General features: G+C 66.0%; 24 protein-coding genes and 2 pseudogenes. 15 read left to right on the plus strand and 11 right to left on the minus strand.

Annotated elements, in window-relative coordinates:
• Positions 1–329: 329 nt before the first annotated feature.
• Positions 330–920, plus strand: coding sequence for a TetR/AcrR family transcriptional regulator (locus AB0N05_RS15420; protein WP_364693302.1), 591 nt, complete (start codon positions 330–332; stop codon positions 918–920).
• Between the two features lie 574 nt (positions 921–1,494).
• On the opposite strand, the gene AB0N05_RS15425 is transcribed toward AB0N05_RS15420, so the two are convergent.
• On the minus strand, positions 1,495–2,163 hold the full coding sequence (locus tag AB0N05_RS15425) for a DUF3159 domain-containing protein (protein ID WP_364693304.1): 669 nt from the start codon (positions 2,161–2,163) through the stop codon (positions 1,495–1,497).
• A 324-nt stretch (positions 2,164–2,487) separates the two neighbouring features.
• Between AB0N05_RS15425 and AB0N05_RS15430 the strand changes: the two genes are divergently transcribed.
• Positions 2,488–3,915, plus strand: coding sequence for a DUF1254 domain-containing protein (locus AB0N05_RS15430; protein WP_364693307.1), 1,428 nt, complete (start codon positions 2,488–2,490; stop codon positions 3,913–3,915).
• A 371-nt stretch (positions 3,916–4,286) separates the two neighbouring features.
• Here AB0N05_RS15430 and AB0N05_RS15435 read toward each other — a convergent pair.
• The 3 genes and pseudogenes from AB0N05_RS15435 to AB0N05_RS15445 form a co-directional block, all read right to left on the minus strand.
• A pseudogene (locus AB0N05_RS15435) lies at positions 4,287–4,811 on the minus strand (HAD-IC family P-type ATPase); the annotation flags it as partial.
• 282 nt (positions 4,812–5,093) lie between these two features.
• Positions 5,094–5,318, minus strand: a complete 225-nt coding sequence (locus AB0N05_RS15440; RefSeq protein ID WP_364693310.1) for a hypothetical protein — start codon at positions 5,316–5,318, stop codon at positions 5,094–5,096.
• Positions 5,319–5,575: 257 nt separating this feature from the next.
• Positions 5,576–6,052 (minus strand): hypothetical protein, encoded by a 477-nt coding sequence (locus tag AB0N05_RS15445; protein WP_364693313.1) that lies wholly within the window; start codon positions 6,050–6,052, stop codon positions 5,576–5,578.
• A 163-nt stretch (positions 6,053–6,215) separates the two neighbouring features.
• Between AB0N05_RS15445 and AB0N05_RS15450 the strand changes: the two genes are divergently transcribed.
• Positions 6,216–6,869, plus strand: coding sequence for a zinc ribbon domain-containing protein (locus AB0N05_RS15450; RefSeq protein WP_364693315.1), 654 nt, complete (start codon positions 6,216–6,218; stop codon positions 6,867–6,869).
• A gap of 50 nt (positions 6,870–6,919) precedes the next feature.
• Here AB0N05_RS15450 and AB0N05_RS15455 read toward each other — a convergent pair whose 3' ends face one another.
• Positions 6,920–8,251 (minus strand): serine hydrolase, encoded by a 1,332-nt coding sequence (locus tag AB0N05_RS15455; protein WP_364693319.1) that lies wholly within the window; start codon positions 8,249–8,251, stop codon positions 6,920–6,922.
• A gap of 287 nt (positions 8,252–8,538) precedes the next feature.
• Here AB0N05_RS15455 and merB point away from each other — a divergent pair, with 287 nt between their 5' ends.
• Genes merB through AB0N05_RS15470 form a run of 3 tightly spaced genes read left to right on the plus strand, consistent with a single transcriptional unit; the run spans position 8,539 to position 9,535 of the window.
• The gene (gene merB, locus AB0N05_RS15460; protein ID WP_364693322.1) at positions 8,539–9,183 is read left to right on the plus strand and encodes an organomercurial lyase; all 645 of its coding nucleotides are present in this window, start codon (positions 8,539–8,541) and stop codon (positions 9,181–9,183) included.
• Between the two features lie 23 nt (positions 9,184–9,206).
• Positions 9,207–9,389, plus strand: a complete 183-nt coding sequence (locus AB0N05_RS15465) for a hypothetical protein (protein WP_364693325.1) — start codon at positions 9,207–9,209, stop codon at positions 9,387–9,389.
• A complete protein-coding gene (locus AB0N05_RS15470) occupies positions 9,389–9,535 on the plus strand; it encodes a hypothetical protein (protein ID WP_364693328.1) in 147 nt (48 codons plus the stop codon). The genes AB0N05_RS15465 and AB0N05_RS15470 overlap by 1 nt, the downstream gene beginning before the upstream one ends.
• Positions 9,536–9,540: 5 nt before the next feature.
• On the opposite strand, the gene AB0N05_RS15475 is transcribed toward AB0N05_RS15470, so the two are convergent.
• The 4 genes from AB0N05_RS15475 to AB0N05_RS15490 form a co-directional block, all read right to left on the minus strand.
• Positions 9,541–10,773, minus strand: a complete 1,233-nt coding sequence (locus AB0N05_RS15475) for a hypothetical protein (protein WP_364694607.1) — start codon at positions 10,771–10,773, stop codon at positions 9,541–9,543.
• 252 nt (positions 10,774–11,025) lie between these two features.
• The gene (locus AB0N05_RS15480; RefSeq protein WP_364693331.1) at positions 11,026–12,543 is read right to left on the minus strand and encodes a tetratricopeptide repeat protein; all 1,518 of its coding nucleotides are present in this window, start codon (positions 12,541–12,543) and stop codon (positions 11,026–11,028) included.
• A gap of 1 nt (position 12,544) precedes the next feature.
• Positions 12,545–13,567: a hypothetical protein gene (locus AB0N05_RS15485; protein ID WP_364693334.1), complete on the minus strand. Its 1,023-nt coding sequence runs from the start codon at positions 13,565–13,567 to the stop codon at positions 12,545–12,547.
• Positions 13,564–15,222: a hypothetical protein gene (locus AB0N05_RS15490; protein WP_364693337.1), complete on the minus strand. Its 1,659-nt coding sequence runs from the start codon at positions 15,220–15,222 to the stop codon at positions 13,564–13,566. The genes AB0N05_RS15485 and AB0N05_RS15490 overlap by 4 nt, the downstream gene beginning before the upstream one ends.
• A gap of 129 nt (positions 15,223–15,351) precedes the next feature.
• On the opposite strand from AB0N05_RS15490, the gene AB0N05_RS15495 reads away from it, so the two are divergent.
• The 4 genes from AB0N05_RS15495 (at position 15,352) to AB0N05_RS15510 (ending at position 17,530) form a co-directional block, all read left to right on the plus strand.
• On the plus strand, positions 15,352–15,912 hold the full coding sequence (locus AB0N05_RS15495) for a lipoprotein LpqH (RefSeq protein ID WP_364693340.1): 561 nt from the start codon (positions 15,352–15,354) through the stop codon (positions 15,910–15,912).
• Positions 15,913–16,030: 118 nt separating this feature from the next.
• Complete coding sequence (locus AB0N05_RS15500) at positions 16,031–16,822, plus strand: hypothetical protein (protein ID WP_364693343.1); 792 nt, start codon at positions 16,031–16,033, stop codon at positions 16,820–16,822.
• A 229-nt stretch (positions 16,823–17,051) separates the two neighbouring features.
• On the plus strand, positions 17,052–17,255 hold the full coding sequence (locus AB0N05_RS15505) for a cold-shock protein (protein WP_067702963.1): 204 nt from the start codon (positions 17,052–17,054) through the stop codon (positions 17,253–17,255).
• A 146-nt stretch (positions 17,256–17,401) separates the two neighbouring features.
• Positions 17,402–17,530 (plus strand): SDR family NAD(P)-dependent oxidoreductase, encoded by a 129-nt coding sequence (locus AB0N05_RS15510; protein WP_364693347.1) that lies wholly within the window; start codon positions 17,402–17,404, stop codon positions 17,528–17,530.
• A gap of 53 nt (positions 17,531–17,583) precedes the next feature.
• On the opposite strand, the pseudogene AB0N05_RS15515 reads toward AB0N05_RS15510, so the two are convergent.
• A pseudogene (locus tag AB0N05_RS15515) lies at positions 17,584–17,706 on the minus strand (transcriptional regulator); the annotation flags it as partial.
• 120 nt (positions 17,707–17,826) lie between these two features.
• Here AB0N05_RS15515 and AB0N05_RS15520 point away from each other — a divergent pair.
• Complete coding sequence (locus AB0N05_RS15520; RefSeq protein WP_364693350.1) at positions 17,827–18,753, plus strand: cyclase family protein; 927 nt, start codon at positions 17,827–17,829, stop codon at positions 18,751–18,753.
• Here the strand turns inward: AB0N05_RS15520 and AB0N05_RS15525 are convergent.
• Complete coding sequence (locus tag AB0N05_RS15525; protein WP_364693353.1) at positions 18,750–19,601, minus strand: phytanoyl-CoA dioxygenase family protein; 852 nt, start codon at positions 19,599–19,601, stop codon at positions 18,750–18,752. The genes AB0N05_RS15520 and AB0N05_RS15525 overlap by 4 nt on opposite strands.
• 221 nt (positions 19,602–19,822) lie before the next feature.
• On the opposite strand from AB0N05_RS15525, the gene AB0N05_RS15530 reads away from it, so the two are divergent.
• The 4 genes from AB0N05_RS15530 (at position 19,823) to AB0N05_RS15545 (ending at position 24,466) form a co-directional block, all read left to right on the plus strand.
• Positions 19,823–19,978, plus strand: coding sequence for a hypothetical protein (locus AB0N05_RS15530; protein ID WP_364693356.1), 156 nt, complete (start codon positions 19,823–19,825; stop codon positions 19,976–19,978).
• Positions 19,979–19,990: 12 nt separating this feature from the next.
• Positions 19,991–21,715 carry an AMP-binding protein gene (locus tag AB0N05_RS15535; RefSeq protein ID WP_364693359.1) on the plus strand — a complete coding sequence of 575 codons (1,725 nt, stop codon included), beginning with the start codon at positions 19,991–19,993 and terminating at the stop codon, positions 21,713–21,715.
• Positions 21,716–21,996: 281 nt separating this feature from the next.
• The gene (locus tag AB0N05_RS15540) at positions 21,997–23,229 is read left to right on the plus strand and encodes a cytochrome P450 (protein ID WP_364693362.1); all 1,233 of its coding nucleotides are present in this window, start codon (positions 21,997–21,999) and stop codon (positions 23,227–23,229) included.
• 10 nt (positions 23,230–23,239) lie between these two features.
• Complete coding sequence (locus AB0N05_RS15545; protein WP_364693365.1) at positions 23,240–24,466, plus strand: cytochrome P450; 1,227 nt, start codon at positions 23,240–23,242, stop codon at positions 24,464–24,466.
• Positions 24,467–24,470 lie beyond the last annotated feature (4 nt).

The raw sequence follows: 24,470 nt of genomic DNA on the forward strand, positions 1-24,470 counted from the left end.
ACTGCGGCTAATGCTGCCGCCCCGACACCGAACACCCCTCGCCGGGACACACCGCCCCACCTCTTGCCCTGATTGTCCGCGCCCTCGACCTTGTCGCCGTCGTCCACTTCGCTCTCCTGCCTTCCGAGCACCAGCCAAGCAACAGTTAACTGATTGTTGTCTACATTCCCGATAACGATTCGCTCACAGCGCTCGCCATGTCATCCACGCATTTGCTGCAATGCCGACATTAACTCATATTGCAGTTAGACTGCAATAGTGATGCGTTCCGAAACACCCCACCCCACCCACTTCGCCACTTCCCCCGCCCGCTGTGATCGGATTCAGTCATGACCGCAGACGCCACCCCGGTCCGCCGACGCAGGCGCAACCCGGAACAGACCCGCAAGGCGATCGTGGACGCGCTGCTCGAGGAACTCAAGAACGGCCGATTCGCCCCCGGCGCGAAGGACATCGCCGAACGCGCCGGTATCTCCGAGCGCAGCGTCTTCGTCCACTTCCAATCCCTGGACGACATCCGGCAAGCGGTGGTCGAAGCCCAGTCCGACTACGTGGAGACGCTGATCGTCACCCCGGATCCGACACTCCCCCTGGACAAGCGCATCGACGCGGTGGTGAAACAAAGCGAGGCGATCTTCACCGCCCAACGCAACCCGCGCATTCTCGGCCTGCTGGAATCAATCTCCAGCAAGCCGATCGACGAGCGAATGCGCCTGACCGACAACCGAATCCGCGAAGCCTTGGCCCGCACCTTCGCACAAGAGCTGACCCGCAACGACACCCTCGACGAGGAACTCCTGAACCTCATCGAATCCACCGTCGGCTGGGCCTACCGCCATTCCCTGATCGACCGCCGCGGGCTCTCCCAGCGCGCAGCCTCCCACGCCATCGGCCGCGCGCTGCGAGCGCTTTTCGGGTGAATGACATTGCCCGGCTCGGCCTTCGGCCATCGCTGTCATTAACCGCACCGGTCAGAAACACGACTCGGGGAGCTCGTGACCGAAGCGCACGGCAGTACGGATATAGCGTGGTTACCTCGCCGGACGTACCCGACGTTGGCTCCCCAGCCAGGAGCCGCCCTCTCTCGTCCCAGCCTGGCTGGATGGCTGTGGTCCCGTTCCGGGACCAACAAGCAAAGACAAAACACGAAAAGACAAGAGATTCAAGACAAGAACAAGGACCAACGAGCAGCCGTGAAGCCTCCGATGGCCCCGCCGCTGCGCGTCTTAGGGGTAGAACACGTTCAGGAGGGACATGAGGCTGGGGTAAACGGACAAAACCCCGGCTCATGTCCCCTCTCGATGAACAGGCCACCCCGGCACCGGCGTGGCGCGGCCCGACACGCCGGGCGGTGGGGTGAGGGAGCTGTGGCGGTGGGGACACGCCGGAAATCCCGCCACCAGAGCTCCCTCACCGACCGCCAGCCGCAACAACGACGCGGTCGCCGGATTCCGGGGTGATGTGGGGCGGCTGGGTCAGGTGCAGACTGCGCTGCTACACGCCTGAATTGCGAGGTTCCGGGACCTGCGCGTCGTCTGGATGCTTCAGCGAACGCCGTACCCACAGCCAGGTCGCCGCCAGCATGACCACCAGCGCCGGTTTGCCGAGCACCAGTGCTACGGATCCGAGCAGCACCACCTTGTTCGCCGCATACAGCGGCACCATGATCACCAGGTGCAGCGCCCAGAAGACGAACCAGGCCAGGGTCACCTTGCGGTGCAAGCGGATTCGCGCGGCGGGGTCGGCGACCTCGGTGGGTTCGAGGCCGATTCGGCGGCAGATCCAATGGCTGAGCGGCTTCCCGGTGAGCAGCGTGACGCCGAAGGCCGCCGCCGCGACCGCGCAGATCAGCAGATCCGGCAGATAGAAGCCGCGGCCCTCGCCGGTGATGCCCACGAACAGCGAGAAGACCACCACCAACGCGACCGAAACCCCGACCACCCGCACCGAGTCACCCCTGGCCATCCGGTATCCGGCGATGCCGCAGGCCACCACGAGCGCGAGGAGTACGCCGACCTTCGCGTTCGCGGCCGCATAGCCGATCAGGAACGCGATGGCGGGGGCCGCGCCGTCCACGATGTGCTGCGGTCCACCCAGCGCCCGGAACTTGCCCCACATCTCGGACGCCGTGGACCGAGGCTGATCGATGGATTCCACTGTCACCTCTACAACCGTGTGAACTGTCATAGCTAATACTCCGCGATTCGAGGTTGCCACGGATCGACCCGGCATTGGGGACAACTCGCGGCAGCGGTTTCGTTGGACGGGAACTACATCGAGCCCCAGGACTGGAGCAGGTAGGTGACATTGGCGGCCAGTCCGGCGACGGTCGAAGCCAGGTCCAGGGTGGCGGAACCCAGGCTGATGATGGGGAAGTTCATGATGCCCTCTCTGTCGAACTCTCATTGTTATTGCAGTTCGACTGTAATAAGCTGGCTATTCACGAGCAAGAGGTCTATGACCGAGATCGCACTAAGGAGCAAACGGATGGCTAAGCTTCCCGGAGTGGACACACACCGGATATCACGCCGCTGGGTGCTGGGCATGGGCACGGCGGTCGTCGCGGGACTGGGGCTGGCCGCATGCGGATCCGACAGCGGATCCTCCACCTCGGCCACGAGTGAGCCCCCACACGATCCGAAAGACGTTGCCGCCGAGGCCTATACGTTCGGATACCCGCTCGTGCTCATGGATGTCACCCGCGCGGGTGCACTGCCGGTCAATCAGTTCGCCAATGCGGTCGCGCTGCCGACCCCGGACGAGAAGCAGGTGGTCCGGCTTAATCTGGACACCCTCTACTCCCAGGCCTGGCTGGATCTGCACCCCGAACCGCTGGTGCTTCAGGTGCCCGCCATGGAATCGGGGCGCTATTGGCTCATGCAGGTCCTCGATGCCTGGACGAATACCCGGCACAACCCGAGCAGCGTGAACCCCAAGGAACGCACCGGCAATGATGGGGCGCCGTACAACTATCTGCTGACCGGGCCGGGCTGGACCGGGAATGTGCCGAGCGATCTGACACAGCTGCCCATGCCCTCCGATACGGCGTGGGTGATCGGCCGCATTCAGGTCAACGGCCAGGAGGATGTCGGAAATGTCCGGGCCTTACAGGATCAGCTCAAGCTGGTGCCGCTGAGCGCCTGGCTGCGCGGTGAGACCGATTCCCATGGGCGGCCCTACGCCTCCGATCCGAACCTGACCCCGCCGCCCAAGCAGGTGGCGGCCATGGACGGCCCGACCTTCTTCAACCGCATGTGCGCATTGATGGCCGCGAATCCCCCTGCGCCCGAGGATGCTCCGGCGCTCGCGCGGTTCGCCAAGATCGGCATCAAACCCGGCGGCACCGTGGACAACCTGGCCGCCGACTTGCTGAACGATGGTGTGGCCCAGGCGAAAGCACAGATTCCCAAGTACGACGACCCTAAGACCAAGCACGAGAACGGCTGGATGTTCGCCACCGACCTCGGGTTCTATGGCACCAATTACGCGCTGCGCGCCCGCACCGCGCAGCAGGCCCTGGGTGCGAACCTGCCCGAAGATTCGTTGTACCCCACCATCTTCGGTAAGGCCGACAACAATGGGACGCCGATCCGGTATCGCCTGCACTTCCCCGCCGGGCAACTGCCGCCGGTGGACGCGTTCTGGTCGATCACCGCCTATGACGCGAGCAGCTACCTGGTTCCGAATCCGGCGGGCATCTACGCGATCGGGCACGAGACTCCGGTGGTTCCGAACGCGGACGGTTCGGTCGATCTCGCCATCCAGAGTGAAGATCCGGGTTCCTCGGTGCCGCATGGCAACTGGCTGCCTATCCCATCGTCCGGACAGTTCTCCCTCAGCATGCGCCTCTATGCGCCGCAGAAACGTGCCATCGACGGCGACTGGCAGGTCCCCGCCCTCACCACGGTGAACTGAGCTTCATACCAAAGAGCGCAGCCTGCTCGTCCGGGACGAGCAGGCTGCGCCGGATTCGGGGCGCTCGGGCTCTTGGGGGTTCGGGGGCGAAGCCCCTGAGAGCTACGAGAGTTGGTTTAAGCCAAGCCCCACGCCTTCAGCAAGTAGGTGACGTTGGCGGCAAGGGCAGTAACCGAGTTCGCCAGGTCGAGCGCGGCGGAACCGAGGTTGATGATCGGCATAGCGTTCTACTTTCGAGTCGGATACAAAAATGCAGTCCCACTGTAGTTAGGCGGGCTAAAGGTCTGCATCATGAATCGACTCACGATCAACGCTCGGCCGTAATCGCCGTCACATTCCGTGAAAGTGCCGCGCGCCAGCCACTTTGGCGATTACCCCCGGTCAGGGAGCCTAAGACGCTTCAGCGACAGTGCGTTCAGCGCCACGATAATGCTGGAACCGGACATGGACATGGCGGCGATTTCCGGACGCAGAGTGAGGCCGAATATGGGCTCGAACACGCCCGCGGCAATCGGCAATGCGATGGAGTTGTAGCCGACCGCCCAGGTCAGATTCTGATGCATCTTGCGCAGCGTGCCGCGTCCGATACGCAGCGCGGTCGGCACATCCAAGGGGTCCGAGCGCATGAGCACCAGGTCCGCGGTCTCGATCGCCACATCGGTGCCCGCGCCGATGGCAATGCCCAGATCGGCCCGGGCCAGGGCGGGCGCATCGTTCACGCCGTCGCCGACCATGGCGACTTTCATACCGATGACGGCGGCCGCCTTGCCGTCGACCGCGGCGAGCACGGCGGTCTGTCCGGCCCGTGCCACGCGCTCGCGTGCGGAAGCCAAGTCGCCCAGTGGGATTCCCTCCCGCTCCAGCAGTCTGCGATCGCCGATGACCACCTTGCGGCCGTTCTATCGCGCCATGGTCCATACCCGCGTGCGACCCGTGATCCATTGCCGCGTACGCACTCTGATCCATCGCAGCCTGCGCCCCGTGGTCCATCGTGAGGTGCGTGTCCTGGACCATCTCGTCATGTGCGCTGTGATCCAGCCCGGCGGGCGCACTCTCGCTCATTCCGGTGTGTGCGCGGTGCTCAGTACCGCTCTGCCGATCCATACCCGCCGCTCACACGACCCCGGTACCATATACCCTACAGGGGTACGGTGTCAGCTCATGGCGTGCGACCCAGATCAGGGAGCCGTGACCTCGACATCATCGCTGGGCACCCCCACCGGATGCCGTCGCGCCCGATGCCGCTCCCGCGCATCCCTGGCCTCCACATCGCTCAACCAAGGCGTCCGATACCCACACTCGCCACACTGAATCCGATACCGCTTATTGGCTCGCACGGTCGCCAAATAAATCAGCACCGCCGTCACCCCAATCTCCGTGACCAGCGCAATGTCCCCACTCATGACCTCTCCATTCCTCGAATCGAATCGAGGATGCGCCGAGCCACCACCCGAGATCACCTGATGACGACCGGTCCGGATACGAAACACACAGTTCGACAGCCCTTTCCAGCCCGGAAATCCGGTTTCCGTTCCGGAAGAACATCACCCGCGATGCGGCATCTGCACCGGGCACGAGCTTTGGAGGGATCGGCGCAATGCCGGGCCCTCCTTCGCTTCGAATAACGGGGGATCGATTGGGCGTGAATTGTTTTCCAAACTTAAACGCCGACTCGTCCCGGTGGGGTGCCGATGGGGGCTCGGCGTTCGCGGGGGGTGAGTAGGAGGAGTAGGGAGAGGAGGAGGGCGCCGCCGAATAGGTAGAGGCCCCAGGAGCCGGTGAGGAGGTCTTGGTAGTCGTCGCGGAGTTGGTGGTCGAAGTTTTGGTTCAGGCGCCAGGTGAGGATGCCCAGGCCTGCGAGGCCCGCCAGGACGCCTATCCAGCCGATGAGGCGGGAGCCGGTGAGCGCTGCGATGAGGACTACGGCGGCTACGGCGAGGAGGGCGATTGCCAAGGAGGAGAAGAATGAACCGGATTGGGAGCCGATTTGATCTAGGGATCCTCCGGATGCGAAACCGTTGCGGAGATCCGAGAATTGGACATTTCGGGCATCGACGGTGCCTATGAGGGGACCGAAAACGCCGACGGCCATGACGATGGCGCAGACGAAGAGCAGCAGGTGAACGAAAGTTCGCATACTCCACGGTATTGCGATTTTCGCCTCGAGGGGCGGACGTTCGTACGCCTGGCGTTGCGGGTTCGGCGGGTCATACGATATGAAGCTGACGAAACGCGGTCCGGGGGGTCCGGACTTGTTCGTTCGCAACAGTTCCGTTGAGCCGTAAAGGAATCGTTTACTCATGACCGGACCGGTCGTCTTCACCAGCTACTACCATGACGAATCCAATGATGACGGCTTCCAATGGGAGTTCCGCTGCGACCGCTGCAGCACCTCCTACAAGTCGCCGTTCCAGCAGAACTACTACTCGCGCGGCCGTGGCGCGCTGCGCGTGCTGCGCGACCTGTTCGGCGACCAGGTGAAGGCCATCGACAAGATCTCCAATGCCGCCGAGAGCTACTCGAACCATTGGGGCGGTTCCTCTTCCGGCACCAAGGATCAGGCGTTCTCCAACGCGGTGGACCAGGTCAAGAGTGATTTCCGGCTGTGCGCGGGCTGTGGCTCCTGGGTGTGCGACCGCATCTGCTGGAACGAGCACGTCGGCCAGTGCACCCGCTGCTCTCCGCTGGCCGCGCACCAGATGGCGCAGGCGCAGGCCGAGGCCCGCGGCTCCCAGTTCCGCGATGCCGCCTACCAGCAGGATTGGGTGGGCGGACAGCACGATCCGTCCACTCCGGCGCGCGTGAACTGCCCGACCTGCGGCGCGGATACCCATGGCGGCAAGTTCTGCGGCGGTTGCGGCACCGCGCTGGACACTCGCACGGATTGCCGGGGTTGCGGCCATCAGGTGCCGCCGGGCTCGATGTTCTGCACGAATTGCGGTCAGCAGCAGTAGCACTCGATCGGCGGAACCGGCTGCCCGAGCAGCCGGTTCCGCCGCCACCCTCAGCGAATGCCGGGGGTGGCTGGATCGTTGCCGACGCAGCCGAGGATGAAGCAGCCGGTCGGCCAATCACCGAACGGGGCGGACAAGGATTTACCCAGGCATTGCAGGACTCCGCAGCCGGGATAGGACATCGGGCCGATGCCCAGGGCCGCGTAGGTGGCGTCCGGATTCAGGATCATCGGATCGGTCAGGCTGACATCCGGATGCTCGGTATACGGCCCGGGGTCGGCCAGCGTGGGACTGCGGAAGGCGGCGGCGAGACCGCGCAGCACCTCGTGCGGGAAGCTCACCGCGCCACCGGGAACCGTCACACCCGTCCAGCTGACGAGCAAGCCCAGGCTGGGCACGATGAAGTTGTCCTGGCGCATCATGCCCGCCATCTGGAATGAATCCTTGGGCAGGCCGGGGAACACCGCATCGCAGCCATCGCCGTTCACGGTGAACAGGAAGCCATAGCAGGGGTTGGCAGCGGTCGGTGTGACCGCCTGCTTCAGGTAGTCGGCGGAGAGCACTTGTGTGCCATGCCAATTGCCGCGATTAACCATGAGCAGCCCGAGCTTGGCGAAGTCATCGGGCGGCAGCACGAGATGGGCGTACCCGTAGGTGTTGTGGCTGCGGTCGCGTCCCCAGTAGTAGTCGGATTTCTTGATCCCCAAGGGGTCGAACAGCTTTCGCTGCGCATACGCCTGGAAGTCCTCACCGACGGCCTGCTGCACGGTATACGCGAGCAGGTCGATGGCTCGCTGGCTGTACTGCCATTCCTCGCCCTGCGACTTGACGATCGGCATGCCGAGCGCCTGCGCCACCACATTCGGATCCAATTGCACCAGCCCCGTGACGCCCTCGGACGCGACCGCGACCTGCATGCCCGAGGTCTCGGTCAGCAGGCTGCGCACGGTGATCGCTCGATGCTCGGCATCCCCGATGCCCGCGGGCAGATACTTGTCGATCGGGTCATCGACGCGTAGTCGCCCATCGTCGACGGCGATTCCGGTCACCATGGACACCACACTCTTGGTGCTGCTCCACAGATTCCATGCCACGCCGCCCGCGAGTTTATTGTTCGCCCCGCCCGCGACCAGGCAGTTGTTCCGGAAGATCTGCACCGTGAATCGGGTCGGATCCGACGCGAACGCCACCGCCTTCTTCAACTGCTCCGAATCCAGCCCCACCTCTTCGGGCGTCGCGGTCTCCGGCTGCCGCCCATCGCTCGGGGCGCAATGCTTCAGCCCATCCGCCGTTGCCGGCGTGGCCTGCGACCCGGGACCACCGACCAGCACCATGCCGGCCGTAATCACCACCGCCGCAAGGCCTGTCAATAACCGCGACACCCGTCCCTCCAACTCCTCGAACTTCCGCTCGATTCATCGGAGGGCGGAGCAGGCCGTTATCGTCTCGTGACCCCCGACTTATTGGGGCCGTGGTTTTCGGGGCACCCACCCACTCGATGGCGACAATGAGAAGAGAATCACTCCGCCGACGGCGCTACACGGTCTGATACAGTCAATTCTGTAACCGGATCGGTGCGGGCTGTGAGCCCCCGATGGCGTGACCGACACGCTACGTAGAACCTTCCCATGAAGTTGAGAATGGCAATACTGTGTCCATGAAATCGGCAATGACTGCTGAACAGGTAAAGAAATTCCACGAGGTCGGCGATCGGCTCGTCCGGAAATGGCAGCAGCCCTCCGGGCAGGAACTGATCAAAGAAGGCGCGAAGATCGTCACGCATTTGATCGAGCTGGGACCGCTGCCGCCGGAAAAGGGCGCATTATGGCTGCCGCCACAGGATCAGGCGACGGGCATGGTGCAGTATTTCGCGGATCGTGACTACGGTCTGGAAGTGAACGCCGCCGGAGACATTGTGGGCGCGGGCCTTTCGTTGATCTGCGACGAGCGCTCCGCAGTGCATATCTGCGAGATCAATGGCCGTCGATTCTACAACTGGTGCGTCTGCGACATTGTCATGTTCCCGATGATCCTCGGGACCGAATCTCCTTGCCAGACCGTGTGTCCGGCGACCGGCGAGACGATCACCTTCACCGTCACGCCCGGTGGATTCGCGAAGCTCTCACACCCGGACGCATGGTTCACCCTCGCACCGGCCGACGGCGGCGAAATCCGAGCGGTGTACTGCGACCGGGTCAATATCTACCGCGACCGTGAAGCGGCCGAGGCCGCAGCCGCACTCGACCCCGCCATTGCCGCCGCACCGATTCAGGAACTGTGGACCGACACCAAAAAACTGGCGAGCATGTTCTGAGTTGCGAGGCAAGGAGATTCATCATGACGATCGATACTCGAACAGGGCCGCAGAGCGGAAAACCCGCAAGCAAGAGCCTCTGGCGCAAACTGCGCAATGTCACAGCGAAACAATATGCGGCCGTCTGGGGCGTGTTCATCGCAATTGACACCGGCATCGTCGCAATCGGCGCGTTCGGCGTGCGATTCGGATTGGAGGCCTTGTAATGTCGTTGAAGCACAAGCTCATCGAAAGGCTGACCAAAACGCCGGGCACTCCGATGACCGCCAAACAATTCCTCGGCATCACCGCGGCGGGAATCGCCACCGAACTCGGGCTGCTTGCGGCGATCGGCGCACTCGCGGCGATGTGAGTGAATCAGCGCGCATCGACTGTGGCGAAGGCGGCCCAGACGAGGGGTGAGTCCTCGATCAGGCCACCTTTGCGCCAGGCCGCCAATCGCGTGCGCTGCCACTGATTCAGGACCGCCACCGGGTCCGGCTGCTCATGGGCGGCATCGATCGCACACACCGCATCCTGGAGTGGGCGGCTCTCCGGTGGCGCGCCGCCCAAGCGCTGGAAAGCGAGGTCGGTGGGCAGCGGCCAGCGGCCTGCGGTCACGAGTTCCGCACCGCCGGTAAGCATTGCGGCAATCAGGCCGAGTGCTTCACCGAAGCGCAGATCTCCGCCGCTCTCACACGCGATCAGTGCGACGCGGCTGGGGATCGGCCAGAGTTGCGGACCACTCCGCGGGTCGTCGGTCAAGGTATGGGTGCCGAGCAACAGATCGCGCGCCGAGAGTGGGCGGTGATTACGCTGGACGGGAGCGAACCCGTGAGTCTCGGCGGTACACGCCAAATGCATTGTGGCCGACTCACTCTGGCCGGAGGCCGGGGGTGCCGCGGTCACATGGCCGACATAGAGCAGCCGAGACGCACCTGCCCGCAATACTTCACCGAGCCAGTCTCGATCCACATCGGTGCGCCGGAATGCGGTGAGCGGATCATCCACCACCGGAACCAGCCGACGCTTACTCGAATGCTCGGCGACCAAGGCCGCCAGCGGCGCGGCCGAGTCCATCCGCCCGAGCACCGAACCGAGCGCGGAGTCGGCGCGGAATCCCGGGATGCGCGGATCCAGAATCGCAACCACGGGCAGCGTCCGAGTCTCGCTCCAGGACCGGGCCACCCGCGCGGGCGCATGCACGATCCCGGGTGGCGCGAGCACGCTCACGTCCGCGATATCCACCAGCCGCAGGTCCGGATCGGGGGCGATCAACTCCCACGGAATCTGCGCGACCCGCGGCGACGGCTGTATCCGAATCAGCGGGCGCACCCCCTGCACATACAGCTCATGCAGCCGCACCGCCAGCTTGTACGGCAGGAAGGTCGCCGAAAGCTGCTGCGCCAGTGCGTTCTCACCCTCACACGACGCCAATTCCCCAGTGGTAAGCGCCGATTCGAGCCCACCCTCTGTCCCGGGCGCAGGCAATGCCGCCGTGAATCGACGCACAGCAGCCTCGACCTGCTCCTCCGGAACCACCCCCACCCCTGCGGGCGCACTCCCATCCACCCACCGCCACGTCAGATACAGATCCCCCGCATCAGCCATCCGCACCAGCACAACAGGCTGCTCACCGCTCACGCCGGAACACCCCTCGCCCAGTCGGACTCACAAGTCCATTCCACTCCCCCATAACAAGCCGCCGATCTGCGGCAATCCTCGTCATTCCCGCATGTTCTCGGCCGGAATCCACTCGGCTGCGGTGGATCCCGGCCACAAGCAGGCCGGGATGACGGACGGTACCTCTGCCAAAGCGCTCCGCCAGGCGGGTCGCCCGGCTGTGACAGCCTGACCGGTGCGTCATGCCGGGACCACGCGATCGTCGCGGAGACGGCGGCCGTAGCGCTGTTCGGCGGCGGTGATCCAGGCGGCGAGGGCGATGTGGCCGTCAGGGGCGACCGCCACATGCGGAGGCGGGGTGACGGGCAGTCCGGCGCTCGCGGCGACGGCGGCCAGGGCGGTGCCCAGTTGTAGCGCGTCGTTGACCGGTCCGGACTTCGTCATCGGCGCGTCCAAGGGGTCGATCGGGTCGAGGGGTGTGCGCGGCGGTGTGGCCGACAGGCGGGCGATGTCGGGAGTTGTTCCCGCGCACTTGGTTTCGATCAGGTCGGCGACGAGGTGGGCGTCGCCGGTCAGGTAGGCGTAGCGGAATGCCAGGCGGAGGGCGGGGTCGGCTATGCGGCGGTTCCAGGTTTCGCGCTGGGTGCCGTCTGGGAGTTCGCAGCGGACGGCGTCGAGGGCCAGGGCCGCGGGGAGGGCGAGATCTACGGCTCGACGTAGGAGGCCGGGGGTGGATTCGAGGAGGGGTTCGAGGAGGCCGGCGTGCCAGAAGTCGAGTTGGGCGCAGTGCAGGCCGAGGCCGTGCTCGGCGTAGATGGTGCGGGCGGCGGCCAATTCGGTTTCGCCGTCGGCGAAGTGGCCGGTGGTGAAGGCGACGGTGGCCAGGCGGGCCCGGACGTCGGCGGCGTCCACGACGGCTCCGGATTCCTCGAAGCGTTGCAGGGCTTGGCGGTAGCGGGTGTTCGCGGTGTCGGGGCGGCCGCGGTGCTCGGCGATGAAACCCATGACCTTCCAGCCGATTCCGGCTCGATGCGCGTCTCCGGCGCTATCGAAGAATTCCTGGGCTTCGACCAGGAGTGGATGGGCGTCGTCGAAACGTCCTGAGCGCATATACATGACGGCGAGGTTCTGCCGGGTTTCGGCGACGCCGCCGCGGTCACCGGCGGCCAGGAAGGCGTCCAGGGCCTGCATGGCGAAATCCTCGGCCAGTTCCCAGCGACCGGTCTCGAAGTGGGCGGTCGCCAGGTTCATCAATGGATGCCCGACTCGGTCGGGATCGAATCGTGCCGCGGCGTCCAGGGATTCGTTCGCCAGCTCGATGGCAAGCGACCATTGCTGCCGGTAGAGCGCCACCGCCGTCAGGGATACGAGGCAGGCGAATCTGAGATCTCCCGGCGCGTCCTCGGCCGTCAGCAGTCCACGAGCCTGGTCCAGCGCCTCTTGGGCGGCGTCCAGGTCACCGAGCCGTTGCAGGGCCTGGGAGAGATTGATCAACGTTCCCGGGCGCATGCGAGGAGCGTGCGGCGGCATCTGCGCCAAGGCCTCCCTGAAGCGCACGACCGCCCCGGCGTGATCACCCAATTGATCCGTCAGACAAGCGGCATCGACCATGGCGCACACCCGATAGTCACCGGTCTCCGTGCCGATCGCGGCCTCGAAGATCCGCAATGCCTCGCGCAGTTCACCGCGCGCCACCGCATCGGCTCCGGCCCGCAGCACCGCCGAATCCGGTGCCGCACCGCTCGCCGGATCACTCATGTCAGAAGTCCGAATCCTCTGCGGCAGCCTCGATCTCGGCGAGCAAGGGCGCATCGGGAGACTGGTCATCGGAGTCGGCCAGTGCGGCGTTCCGGAGCCTGGCCACAGCGAATTCCCGAATCTCACGGCGCAGTTCGATCGCGCCCGAGCCGAGATCGGCGTCCACCCCGAAGCCGGGCAGGTAAACATCCACGCGGCCGACAGATCCGGCCGACGGCAGCGCCGCCTCACCGATCCACGCGCCACCGACCCAGCGCAGCGCGGCCTCCACCACTCCCCCACCGGTCTCGATCCGCGCCCAAGGCCGCAGGTACGCGGGCACATCCGCGGGCGGGCCCGGTGCGGCGACGGCACTTACCGCGACGGTCGTCACGCCCGCGTCCCGGATCACCTGCCAGGACACCGCGCGTTCGGACGCATCGACCAACCCGGGCGGGCACCGCCGCCAATCCCATCCGCCCACGCCCCGCGCGAGAACCAATCCACCGCGCTCCTCGTCCCCGGCCGCCAACGCGTAATCCGAGGCCCGGGGAACTGTTTCGACCAGCTCGGCCAGCTCGGGCATCACCGCGTCCGCCCCGTCGACCAGCGATTCGCACGCCTCGTTCAGCGTCGCGATATCCCAAGCGAGCAGCGTCGGATCGAGCGGCGCGATCGCATCCAGGGACGACGCGGGCCACCACCGAGAAGCCCAGTGCGCGTACGCAAGTCGCCGAGCATTCACGGCCAGCGACGGCACCGCGGGCGCGGCCTCCACCGCCACGGGATGCCCCTCGTCCAACGCCAGCGCGGCCGGTTCCCCATAGATCGCCCACACCCATTCCTGCGCAAGCTCCGCGTCGTAGCTCACTGCGGCCGGAAGCTGCTGCCCGGCAAGCACATTCCAACTCAGGTACCCGCCCGCAACCTCGAGCACCATGACATCCACATCGGCCGCCGCATCCAGCACGTTCGCGGCCCCGACGGGCAGAATCCCGTGTACCCCATCCCCATAACTCCGGATCACCACTCCAGAGTTCGTCATCCCGCCCTCGATTCCATCGGATCAAGCTCCGCCGCAACAGCAGTGGCCGCCAACGCCCGCTTCACCCGCATCCGGTGATCCAAAATCACCGACCGCGCAACCCCATCCAGCAGATCCCACAACTCATCCGACCCGAACACCGGCGCCTCCCGCACATCTCGCCCATGCAACCGAACCCACAGTCGTCGAGAATAGGCGCGCCAAGGCACCCGCAACTCGGCCGCGATCCCCGCCAGCGGCCCCGCCGACTCCGGCGCATCCCCGCGCACCACCAGCCGCCGCGCTTGCAGCACATACGCTTCCCGCTGCCACCGCCCATTGATCACCCGCGCCGCAGCTGTATCACCCACCGCACCGTCTCCCGCGCGCAGACCCGGCACGATGTCGAGGCTCACGGCGGCTGCCACGCCATTGTTCGCACCCTCGCGCAGGTCATTCACGACACTGTCGTCGGACACGGCTGCTGCCGTCCCGTCGGTCGCGTTTCTGCGGGCACTGGCCTCCGCGCCGGAACTGCGGCTACCCGCCGCACCGCCCCCGGCGCTCGAGTGCAGCCCATTCGCCGTACCGACGCCCAGCCCGTCCGCCGCACTCGCGCCCGAACCTGCCGTCCCATCGGCCGCATCCGTACGGGTGCCGGAGGGCGCGTGGATCATTCCGGTCCCGAGACCCACGGCGCCGAAGGGGCGCAACTGGATGGCGAGCACGGAGCCTGCCGCGGCGGCCACACGCAAGGATTCGTCGAGTAGGGCCCAGGGGGCGCAGGCGCGGGCGATTTCGGCGTCGACGAGTTCGGGGATCGGAGGGAGGTCGGCGCGGTCGCCGGTGGCTTGAAGGACCGTGAAGACTCGTTCGTGGATGGTGCGGTCGAAGGGGAGGCCGAGGCTGCCCTTCGAGGCCGATTCGCCGACGCGGGGTGGCTGTGGGAGGTGGTGGACGGTGAGGCCGAGGCGATGGGCGGTGGGGGCGAGTTCCGGTGCGGGGGCGGCTGTTTCGCGCCAGAGCCGGATTCCGGTATGGGTGCCGGTGTGCGCGTCGGTCAGGTCTTGGACGTCGATTTCGGGGGCGGGCAGGCCGAGTCGTGCTGCGGCGCAAGCGTTCAGCAGGTCGGCGAGGGCCGGGGTGTGGTCGGGGGTGCCGGTGATCGGGCGTCGCCGCCAGGCGGTGTGGACGAGGTCGCCAAGCTCTTGTGCCCGGATCGGGTCGGCCAGGTACTCCTTGAGCGCCTGGGTGGTGCGACCGGCGGTCAGGTTGTGGATTTCGCGGAGGGCGGCTTCGGCGGCGGGCCGGTCGCGGACCGGGTCGGGTAGGCCGGAGACGGTGGCCAGTTCGAAGCAGCGCTGGAAGTAGAGGTCCTGGGCATTGCCCTCGGTGAGGCGCAGAGCGCGCCGAGTCTGTTTGAGCAGGGTGAACCAGGCGGCGGTGGCGCGCAGGACGTCGGCGGCGGCATTGATGCGGGTGGTCAGCAGGACGGCCCCGTCGGCGGTCAGGATGGATCCGGCGCAGGCCGGGTTCTGGACCGGGCGGATGACCAGCGGGTCGAGGATCAGCTTCACCGTGCGGCGCAGTGGGCCGCCGTGTGGACCGCTCAGCGCTTCCACACCGTCGAGGCGGCGCCAGACCTCGTCCAGCACCATTGCCCTCGGTCTTCGCATTCGCCCAGGTTAGCGGAGTTTCAGTGCCTTTCGCGCGGCGAATGTTGGTATCGGTAGGGCGACCAGTTCTTCCTACCGTTCTCGCATCGGCTCCACCGGAGAGCCGGATATCGAGATCGAGGAAACATCATGAACACCAAGTCGATTCGCCTGGCTTCCACCGCCTTCGCCGCCACCGCCGCCGTCGCCCTCCTCGTGACCGGCTGCAGCAATGACAACGGCAGCAGCTCGTCGTCCACCTCGGCCGCCCCGGGCAGCTCCGCACCGGCCAATAACGCGCCCGGCACCACCGCTTCCCACGTCGGAAAGTCCAGCGCTTCCGTCGACGGCGTGGCCCTGGACGCCAAGTTCGAGACCACCTGCGTCAAGCAGGGCGGCACCCTGGCCCTCGCCCTGACCGATACCGCCAATGCCACCTACGGCCAGCTCAGCGTGAGCGCCACGGTCTCCGGCGACACCGTGACGGCGGTCGGCATCGCGGGCAGCAAGGGCGGCTCGAACGGCATGCCGTACGCGGTCGGTTACGGCAATGGCCAGCAGGGCGGCTCCGCCAAGCTCACCAAGAACGGCGATACCTACACCATCACCGGTGAGGGCGTGGGCGCTCCCGACATGTCCAATCCGCTTGCCGGAGTCAAGAACTCGAAGTTCGACATCACCTTCGCCTGCTCCAGCATCGTCGGCGGCTAGTCCCGGTCACCGCCCGCGGTTGGGCAAGGCCCCTCCCGCTCATGCCGCGCCGGGCATGAGCGGGGCACCTCCCCTCGGCGCGCTTCCGGCCCGCTAATTCTCATTTCGAGGACACCTCATGAAGACCCAGATCCGTACCGCCGCCCTCGTCTTCCTCGCCCTGTCCGTCGGCTACTACGTGTGGCACGGCCTGACCTCCGATGATTTCCTGCCCTGGGTCGGCTGGCAGATGTCGCTGCCGATCATTGCCTGCACGGTCGTCCCGATCGCCTTCGCCTTCACCGGCGACGGCATCCTCTCGGCCCTCACCGGCACCAACAGCTCCGAGTTCCGGGACGGCCTGCTCGGCCTGGGCACCGTCGAATCCTTTGCGCACACCGGCGTCTCGCTGAACGATCAGCCGCAGGTTCGCATCGAGTTCCGGGTGGAGGGCGTGGACGGCAAGACGTTCCCCTCCCACGCCAAGACCATCGTTCCGCTCACCGAGCTGGCCCTGCTGCGCCCCGGCGTGGTGCTTCCGGTGCGCTACCTCCCCGGCCGCACCGATCGCGTGGAGATCGACCTCTCGGGTGATCCGGCCGCCGCCCAGGAGGCCATGAACGCGGCCATGGTCCGCAAGGGTCTGGTCACTCCCGCCAAGCTCGATATCGCCCGCCGCGGCGTCCCCGCGCAGGCCGTAGTCCGGGCCCTGTCCGTCCCCGGCGAGATCCGCGAGGGTCACCCGCGCCTGGACCTCGAACTGGTCGTCACCCGACCCGACGGCACCACCTTCGCGGCCCGCACGGAGAAGTACCTGCCGCCCGACAAGGTCTCCCAGGTGCAGATCGGCCGGTTGGTTCGTGTCCACTATCTCCCCGAGAACGAACAGGAGTTGGTGATCTCCCTACCGGTCAATTCGGGCGGCCAATGACCCTCCGAGACCCCTGGAAAGTTGTATCGTCGCAGCTCATCCGACCCTGCGGCGATACCGTGCGTCGGCGGAACGGTCGCCGATCACGGATTGTTCCCAAGGTAGGGTGGCTCACAGTTTGCGGGTTGGTAGTGGCAAATCCGGGAATCCATGGCATTGTTGTCTCTTGAGATCAGGCTTATCGACGTGATCCGCTTGGCTCATCTACAGAAAAGAATGAAGTAAAGCAATGGCTCAAGGCAGTGTGAAGTGGTTCAACAGCGAAAAGGGCTTCGGCTTCATCGCGCAAGACGGTGGCGGCCCTGACGTCTTCGTCCATTACTCCGCCGTGTCCGGCTCGGGATTCAAGTCCCTTGAAGAGGGACAGCGTGTGGAGTTCGAGATCGGCCAGGGACAGAAGGGGCCGCAGGCCCAGGACGTCCGCGCGATCTGAGACGCGTTATCTTGATAGAGCCTCGCACCTTCGGGTGCGGGGCTCTTCGCATTCTCCGGACATGACCGTCCGGACCTGGCCGTAATCCACATCCAGGTACGGATGATCCCTGGATAGAAGGCCGGACCAGCGGCAACGTTGTTGCCATGAGTAATTCGTATGCCCTGGTCACAGGGGCGAATAAAGGGATCGGCAAGGCAATCGCCCGGCTGCTGGCCGAGGGTGGGCACACGGTCTATGTGGGATCCCGGGCGCGGGCAGGCCGCCGTCCATGAGATCGGCCGTGGCGCACGCCTGCTCGTCCTCGATGTCACCGATGCGGAGGTTGCGCGACCTCCTCGCGGCGCAGGCCGGGCGTGCGCCGCCGGCCCGCATTCGGCAAGCCGACTTCGGCGGGCCGCAGTCCTTCTCGGCGATCACGCAGGTATCGAGCCAACTCTTGCCTGGCCATCGGCGACCTCCTCACTCGAGGGCGACAGATCCGGTCTCGCTTACCGAATATGCCACGATCCGTGGGCGGTGGCAGCGAGGTACGTTACGGGGAGATCTGTTCTGAAGAAGGGCTCTACTCATGGGACTGCCGTCCGAGATCCTGGAAATCGCCAAGCGCGTGAACAACTGGGGGCGGTGGGGCGAGGACGATGAGATCGGGACGCTGAACCTGATCACCGATGAGGTGGTGCGGGAGGCGGCGGCTACGGTGCGCAGTGGGCGTCGGGTGGGGCTGGCGGTGCCATTGCAGCAGAACGGGATTCAGACCGGGATGATCCCGGGGCGGGTCAATCCGCTGCACAGCATGGTCGCGGTGAACTGGGAGATGTTCGGGCCCGACACGGTGGCCAACAGCGATGATGTGGTGACGATGGGGTTGCAGGCGGGGACGCATTGGGATGCGCTGCCGCATGTTTCGCACTCGGGGGTGATCTACAACGGGCGACCGGCGAGCAGTATCACCCCGCACGGCGGGGCGGCGTTCAGTGGGATCGAGAAGGCTCGGCATCTTGTTTCGCGGGGCGTGCTGCTCGATGTGGCGCGGGCGCGCGGGGTGGACCGGCTGGTGGGCGGATACGCGGTCACGCCCGAAGATCTGGAGCTCGCAATGGAATTGGCGGGGACGCAGGTGCGCGCCGGGGATATCGTGCTGGTCCGCACCGGGCAGATCCAGCTGTACCTGGCGGGCGATAAGACCGGGTATGCGCTTCCCGCGCCAGGACTTTCGGTGCGGTGCCCCGAGTGGTTCCACGCCCGGGATGTCGCCGCCGTCGCCAATGACACCCTGACCTTCGAGATCTTCCCGCCGGAGATCGAGAACGCCTGGCTGTCGGTGCACGCCCTGCACCTGGTGGAGATGGGCATGCTCCAGGGGCAGAACTGGAATCTCGAAGAGCTGTCCCAGGTGTGCGCCGAGGAGGAGCGGTACGAATTCCTGCTCACCGCCACACCCGAACCGTTCGTGGGCGCGGTCGGGACTCCGGTCGCACCGGTCGCGATCTTCTAACCGTCGAGTTCGAGCAGGCGTTTGGGGTGCATGCCGTTCACCTGGCCGACGAAGGGCGGATGGATGCTGTACCCGAGCATGCGGCGGAGGTCCTCGTTCACCGTGGCGGCGATCTCGCCCGGGGTGGAGAGGTTGAAGGCTTCCTGGGTGCGCAGCCAGGGCTCGCAGTATTGGGCGGTGACGGCCAGGCGCGAGGCGGTGGAGGTGTTCGCGCCGCCGCCGTGCCAGAGGGTGCCCAGGAAGAAGACGCAGGAGCCCGCCTTCATCACTACGGGAGTTCTTGCGGGGGAATCGTTTTCGGGCACCTCCATGCCCCATTCGTGGCTGCCGGGGAGGAATTCGGTCGCGCCGTTGGTGGCGGTGAAGTCGTCGATGGCCCAGATGGTGCCCGCACTGAGGGCGGCACGCGGGCGGGGTATCGGGTAGAAGCCGTCGTCGGTGTGCAGCATCTGGGCGGATTCGCCGGGCAGGATATTGATGATCTGGAGCATGGAGAGCAGATAGTTCGGCATCAGCAGCCGATCCAGGAGCGCGAGCACGCGGGGGTGCGCGGCGATCCGGTCGCAGCTGCGAGTCTTGTTCAGCACACTATAGACGCGCTGGGTCGTGTGGCCCTCGAAGCTGTTGCGGCCCTTGTGATCCAGTAGCGGTTCGACGTCCGCGCGAATGTCCGCCAGCTCGTCCGCCGTGAGCAGATCCGGCAGCACGATGTATCCCTCGCGCAGGACGGTGGCCACGTCGGCGTCGGCCACCGCGGGGTCGATGCTGTGCCCGCTGCTCTGGGTGCGCCGATAGGTTCCGGCGATGTCTCCGGACAGATCGGTCACGGACGAAACTTGTGTGCTCATACCCGGTCCTTCGAACAGAAACGCTTTCGTTCGACTGTGGCACAGGCGGACGGTCGACGGGCGAAATCCCGGCGACCATCGATGCCGCATCGGGTATGCGCGCGGGCTGGTGGGGCGGATCAGGCGGGCGGGGTCTAGACCTCGGGAGATGACCGCCATGGTCAAGGGGAAGATCCGGATGAGATACAGGGCGCGCAAGAGGCTTTCGGGTTGGAACCGCCTTGCAGTTCTACGGGTTGGTGCTCTATCCGCATCTGGTTCAGGACGCCTATGCCACCCGGATCAGCCCCGCCATGGCCCAGAAGCTCATTGCCGGTGGCATCGACATGCTCATAACGTATTACGGAAAACCGGGCAAAACGGCCACTGGTCGGTGAGAGTCTGGAGGGGTGCCTGATTCCGCCGAACCCCAAGGTTCCCCGGAGATTCCGCGATTGACACCGGATGTGGTTGCCGCGCGGCGGATGACCTTCGCGGATCTGCTGCTGGCTCGCGCCGAGGACGATCATTCCGGGCTGTTGTTCGAGGATGCGCGGTGGAGTTGGCGGGAGGTGGTGCGCGAGTGCGAGGTTCGGGCGGCGGTGCTGACCGGGCTGCGGGCTGACGGGCCTCCTGCGGAGAAACTGCATGTCGGCGTCCTGCTCGAGAATGTGCCCGAGTACATCTTCCTGCTGGGCGCGGCGGCCCTGTCGGGCGCGACGGTGATCGGCATCAATCCGACTCGGCGGGGTGAGGAACTCGCGGCCGATATTCGCGGAGTCGATTGCGATCTGGTTGTGACGGACTCGGTGCAGCGAAAGCTATTGGCCGGAATCGATATCGGGATCTCCGATGATCGAATACTGGAGGTCGACGGCCCGCGGTGGCAGGAGCGATTGCGGGCGGAAGCGGGAAAGCCCTGGCAGCCACCGGATTCCGCACGAGACCCCGCGACCCGGCTGCTGCTGACCTTCACCTCCGGCTCGACCGGCGCGCCCAAAGCGGTCATCTGCACGACCGGCCGCCTGACCATGCTGGCGGCGACCAACCCGTGCGCCCTGACCAGGGCCGACGTCACCTACAACGCCATGCCGCTGTTCCACGGCAATGCGATCATGGCGTGCTGGGCCCCGTCGGTCTTCACGGGCGCGACCTTCACCATGCGCCGCACCTTCTCGGTTTCCGGCTTCCTGCCCGATGTGCGCCGCTTCGGAGTCACCTATTTCAATTATGTCGGCCGCTCACTCGCCTACCTGCTGTCCGCGCCCGAGTCGCCGTTGGAGCGAGACACCCACCTGCGCACCGTCTTCGGCACCGAGGCCGCGCACCGGGACCGCGACGAGTTCGAACGCCGCTTCGGTGTCCGCCCGATCGAAAGCTACGGCTCCAGCGAGGGCGGGGTCGTGATCCGCGTGACCCCGGACTCCCCACCGCAATCCCTCGGTCGCGCACCGGAGTACATGACCGTGGAGATCCACGACGAGCACGGGAACGAATGCCCGCGAGCGGCCTTCGATGCCGACGGCAGGCTGGTCAACGCGGCCGAGGCGATCGGCGAGATCGTGAACACCACGGGTGCGGCCATGTTCGAGGGCTACTACCGCAATGCGAAGGCGACGGCGGAGCGGATCGCCGGAACCGCCTTCCGCACCGGCGATCTCGGCTATCGCGACGAGGCCGGGTTCTTCTACTTCGCGGGCCGCTCGGGGGATCGCATCCGGGTCGACAGCGAGAACTTCTCCGCGGCCCCGATCGAGCGAATCCTGGCCCGCTTCCCCGGCATCGCGCTGGTGGCCGTTTACCCGATCCCGGACCCGCGCACCGGTGATCGTGTCATGGCCACGATCACGCTCGAGGCGGGCGTGCGCTTCGATGCCGAGGCCTTCGGCCGATTCCTCACCGAGCAAGCCGATCTCGGCACCAAATGGGCTCCCCGGATCGTGCGTATCGCGGCCGATATCCCGGTGACGGCGACTCGGAAGATCGATAAGCCCTTGCTGCGCCGCGAATCCTGGCTGGTGGATGATCCGCTCTACCTCGGTGATCCGAAGTCGAACACGTACCGTCCGGCCACGCCGGAGGCGATAGCCGAGCTCTGGGCAGAATACGCGCGATACGGCCGATCGCCGCAGTGACGCTCGTCATTCTGGGCGCGGTCGCCGAATGGCTACCCCGTAATAGGCAGTGGCCCAGCGGCTTTGCCCGAGCAGCACATTCCCGGTGAGCAGGTCCCGCGCCTGCGACATCGAGAGAGGATTTGCCGCGATGCTGCTACTGTGAGCCAGTCGTCGCGGGGGCGGTGGCTGGGAAGGATTGCTCCATCGGACGGTGATTTGCCGGAATCGTACTGTCCCATCGTCCTGGAGCCACGTCTTTGACCTCGTCATATTCCTCTGCGTCCAATTCCTTCAGCACCATGTCCGGTGTCTGCCCGGTCGGGCACGGCTCGCCGACCGATGCCGCCGGACCCCGAATCCTGCTGCACACCGAGGAATTCGCGGCCGATCCACACGGCGCGTATCGGCAGATGCGGCAGGAGTACGGCCCGCTGGTGCCGATCGAGCTTGCCCCGGGCGTGCCCGCCACGCTGGTGATCGATTACCGGACCGCACTGCGCATCCTGCATGACCCGGAGCACTTTCCGGCCGATCCGCGGGGCTGGCAAGACAGCGTGCCCGATGATTCGCCGATCAAGCCGATGATGCAGTGGTATCCGAATGCGCTGCGCAACAGCGGAACCGCGCATGCGCGCTATCGGCAGGCGTATGTGGCGAGCATCGACGGCATCGATCTGCACGCGTTGCACACCGCGGTCGGCAAGGCCGCGGCGCCGCTGATCAATACGTTCTGCGAGGCCGGATCGGTGGATCTGGTGTCGCAGTACGCGTTTCCGCTGGTCTTCGAGATCCTCAATCAAATGGTCGGCTGCTCGGCCGAATTGGGACAGCGGGTCGCCACCGGCATGGCCGCGCTGTTCGACACCGTGAACGCGGCCTGGGGCATGCAGCATCTGAGCGAGGCGCTGCTGGAGCTGATCGCCCTGCGGCGCGCCGAACTCGGTGACGACGTCACCTCGCGGCTCGCGCATCACCCGGCCGAGCTCGACGACAATGAGATGCTGTTCAACCTGATCAGCTTCTACGGCGCGGGTCTCGAGCCGATGCAGAACCTGATCGCGAACACCCTGCTGCTCATGCTCACCGATGAGCGTTTCGGCGGCGATATTCTCGGCGGCAGTCTCTCCACCCGGGACGCCCTCGACGAGGTGTTGTTCAATGACCCGCCGATGGCGAACTTCTCCATCACCTATCCGCAGCAGCCGATCCTGATCGGCAATAGCTGGCTCCCGGCACACCAGCCGGTGCTGATCAGTTTGAGCGCCTGCAATAACGATCCCGCGATCCGGGACGGCGACCCCACCGGCAACCGCTCGCACCTGGCGTGGAGCGCCGGGCCGCACGCCTGCCCCGCGAATTCGGTGGCCTACATCGTGGCGCAGGACGCCATCGATCAGCTGCTCGACGCCATTCCCGAGCTGCGGCTGGCCGTGCCCGCCGGCGAATTGGGCTGGCGGCCGGGACCGTTCCACCGGGCCTTGGCGGCGCTGCCCGTGGTCTTCCCCAAGTCCCCACCGCTGCCGGTGATTTAAGGAGAACGCGATGGAACAACAACCAATTGCCCTGGACCCGTTGGGTTCCGATATTCAAGGCGAATCCGCCCTGATCCGTGCGCGCGGCCCGGTCGCGCAGGTCGAGATGCACGGCGTACCCGCCTGGTCGGTCACCGATGCGACCGTGCTCGAGGGCCTGCTGACCGACCCGCGCGTATCGAAGGATCCGCGCCAGCACTGGACCGCCTTCATGAACGGCGAGATCACCACCGAATGGCCGCTGCTGCCGTGGGTGACCGCGGACAATATGTTCACCGCCTACGGCACCGACCACCGGCGGCTGCGCAAGCTGGTCGCGCCCGCGTTCACGCATCGCCGCACCACGGCGCTGCGGCCGCGCATCGAGGCGATCACCTCGGCGCTGCTGGACAAGCTGGCCGAAACCCCGAGCGGCGCAACGGTCGACCTGCGCGAGGGCTACTGCTATCCGGTGCCGATCCAGGTCATCAGTGAGCTGATGGGCGTGCCCGAGGACCGCAATCCGGCTCTGCGCAAGTGCGTCGACGGCTTCTTCGACGGCTCGCTCGGGCCGGAGGAGGGCATGGCCAACTACCTGGCCATGTACGCGCTGGTCGGCGAGATCGTGGCGCTCAAGCGGGAAACCCCCGGCGACGACATCATCAGCGTGCTCATCGCCACCCGCGACGAGGACGACGATTCGCAGCTCAGCGAGAAGGAACTCGTCGACACGCTGATGCTGGTCATCAATGCGGGTCACGAGACCACCGTGAACCTGCTCGATCAGGCCGTATTCGCGCTGCTGACCCGTCCGGAGCTGCGCGCCGACGTGGTGGCGGGCAAGATCTCCTGGTCCGATGTGGTGGAGGAGACCCTGCGTTTCGAGGCCCCGGTCGCACACCTGCCGCTGCGCTACGCGGTCGAGGACATCGAAATCGGCGATATTCGAATCCCCAAGGGCGAGGCCATTCTCGCCTCCTATGCCGGGGCCAACCGCGACCCGAACGTGCACGGCGACACCGCCGCCGAGTTCGATCCGACGCGCGCCACCAAGGACAAGCACCTGGCCTTCGGCTACGGCGTACACCACTGCCTGGGCGCGCCGCTGGCCCGCCTCGAGGCGACCATCGCGCTGCCCGCGCTCTTCGAGCGCTTCCCGGATCTGGCCCTGGCCGTCGATCCGGCCGAGCTGGAGAAGGTCGGCAGCTTCATCTCCAACGGGCACGTGCGCCTTCCGGTCACGCTGCACGCCAAGTAGTTTC

Source organism: Nocardia sp. NPDC051030 (assembly GCF_040683015.1).
Lineage (GTDB): Bacteria > Actinomycetota > Actinomycetes > Mycobacteriales > Mycobacteriaceae > Nocardia.

What these genes read in the sequence shown, in the direction of transcription:
- merB (WP_364693322.1), top strand. Translation starts at nt 8,539, where the DNA reads ATGACTGCTGAACAGGTAAAGAAATTCCACGAGGTCGGCGATCGGCTC.
- AB0N05_RS15485 (WP_364693334.1), bottom strand. Translation starts at nt 13,567, where the DNA reads ATGACGAACTCTGGAGTGGTGATCCGGAGTTATGGGGATGGGGTACAC.
- AB0N05_RS15470 (WP_364693328.1), top strand. Translation starts at nt 9,389, where the DNA reads ATGTCGTTGAAGCACAAGCTCATCGAAAGGCTGACCAAAACGCCGGGC.
- AB0N05_RS15500 (WP_364693343.1), top strand. Translation starts at nt 16,031, where the DNA reads ATGAAGACCCAGATCCGTACCGCCGCCCTCGTCTTCCTCGCCCTGTCC.
- AB0N05_RS15440 (WP_364693310.1), bottom strand. Translation starts at nt 5,318, where the DNA reads ATGAGTGGGGACATTGCGCTGGTCACGGAGATTGGGGTGACGGCGGTG.
- AB0N05_RS15420 (WP_364693302.1), top strand. Translation starts at nt 330, where the DNA reads ATGACCGCAGACGCCACCCCGGTCCGCCGACGCAGGCGCAACCCGGAA.
- AB0N05_RS15450 (WP_364693315.1), top strand. Translation starts at nt 6,216, where the DNA reads ATGACCGGACCGGTCGTCTTCACCAGCTACTACCATGACGAATCCAAT.
- AB0N05_RS15445 (WP_364693313.1), bottom strand. Translation starts at nt 6,052, where the DNA reads ATGCGAACTTTCGTTCACCTGCTGCTCTTCGTCTGCGCCATCGTCATG.
- AB0N05_RS15540 (WP_364693362.1), top strand. Translation starts at nt 21,997, where the DNA reads ATGTCCGGTGTCTGCCCGGTCGGGCACGGCTCGCCGACCGATGCCGCC.
- AB0N05_RS15480 (WP_364693331.1), bottom strand. Translation starts at nt 12,543, where the DNA reads ATGAGTGATCCGGCGAGCGGTGCGGCACCGGATTCGGCGGTGCTGCGG.
- AB0N05_RS15505 (WP_067702963.1), top strand. Translation starts at nt 17,052, where the DNA reads ATGGCTCAAGGCAGTGTGAAGTGGTTCAACAGCGAAAAGGGCTTCGGC.
- AB0N05_RS15545 (WP_364693365.1), top strand. Translation starts at nt 23,240, where the DNA reads ATGGAACAACAACCAATTGCCCTGGACCCGTTGGGTTCCGATATTCAA.
- AB0N05_RS15520 (WP_364693350.1), top strand. Translation starts at nt 17,827, where the DNA reads ATGGGACTGCCGTCCGAGATCCTGGAAATCGCCAAGCGCGTGAACAAC.
- AB0N05_RS15475 (WP_364694607.1), bottom strand. Translation starts at nt 10,773, where the DNA reads ATGGCTGATGCGGGGGATCTGTATCTGACGTGGCGGTGGGTGGATGGG.
- AB0N05_RS15495 (WP_364693340.1), top strand. Translation starts at nt 15,352, where the DNA reads ATGAACACCAAGTCGATTCGCCTGGCTTCCACCGCCTTCGCCGCCACC.
- AB0N05_RS15490 (WP_364693337.1), bottom strand. Translation starts at nt 15,222, where the DNA reads ATGCGAAGACCGAGGGCAATGGTGCTGGACGAGGTCTGGCGCCGCCTC.
- AB0N05_RS15465 (WP_364693325.1), top strand. Translation starts at nt 9,207, where the DNA reads ATGACGATCGATACTCGAACAGGGCCGCAGAGCGGAAAACCCGCAAGC.
- AB0N05_RS15510 (WP_364693347.1), top strand. Translation starts at nt 17,402, where the DNA reads ATGAGTAATTCGTATGCCCTGGTCACAGGGGCGAATAAAGGGATCGGC.
- AB0N05_RS15525 (WP_364693353.1), bottom strand. Translation starts at nt 19,601, where the DNA reads ATGAGCACACAAGTTTCGTCCGTGACCGATCTGTCCGGAGACATCGCC.
- AB0N05_RS15430 (WP_364693307.1), top strand. Translation starts at nt 2,488, where the DNA reads ATGGCTAAGCTTCCCGGAGTGGACACACACCGGATATCACGCCGCTGG.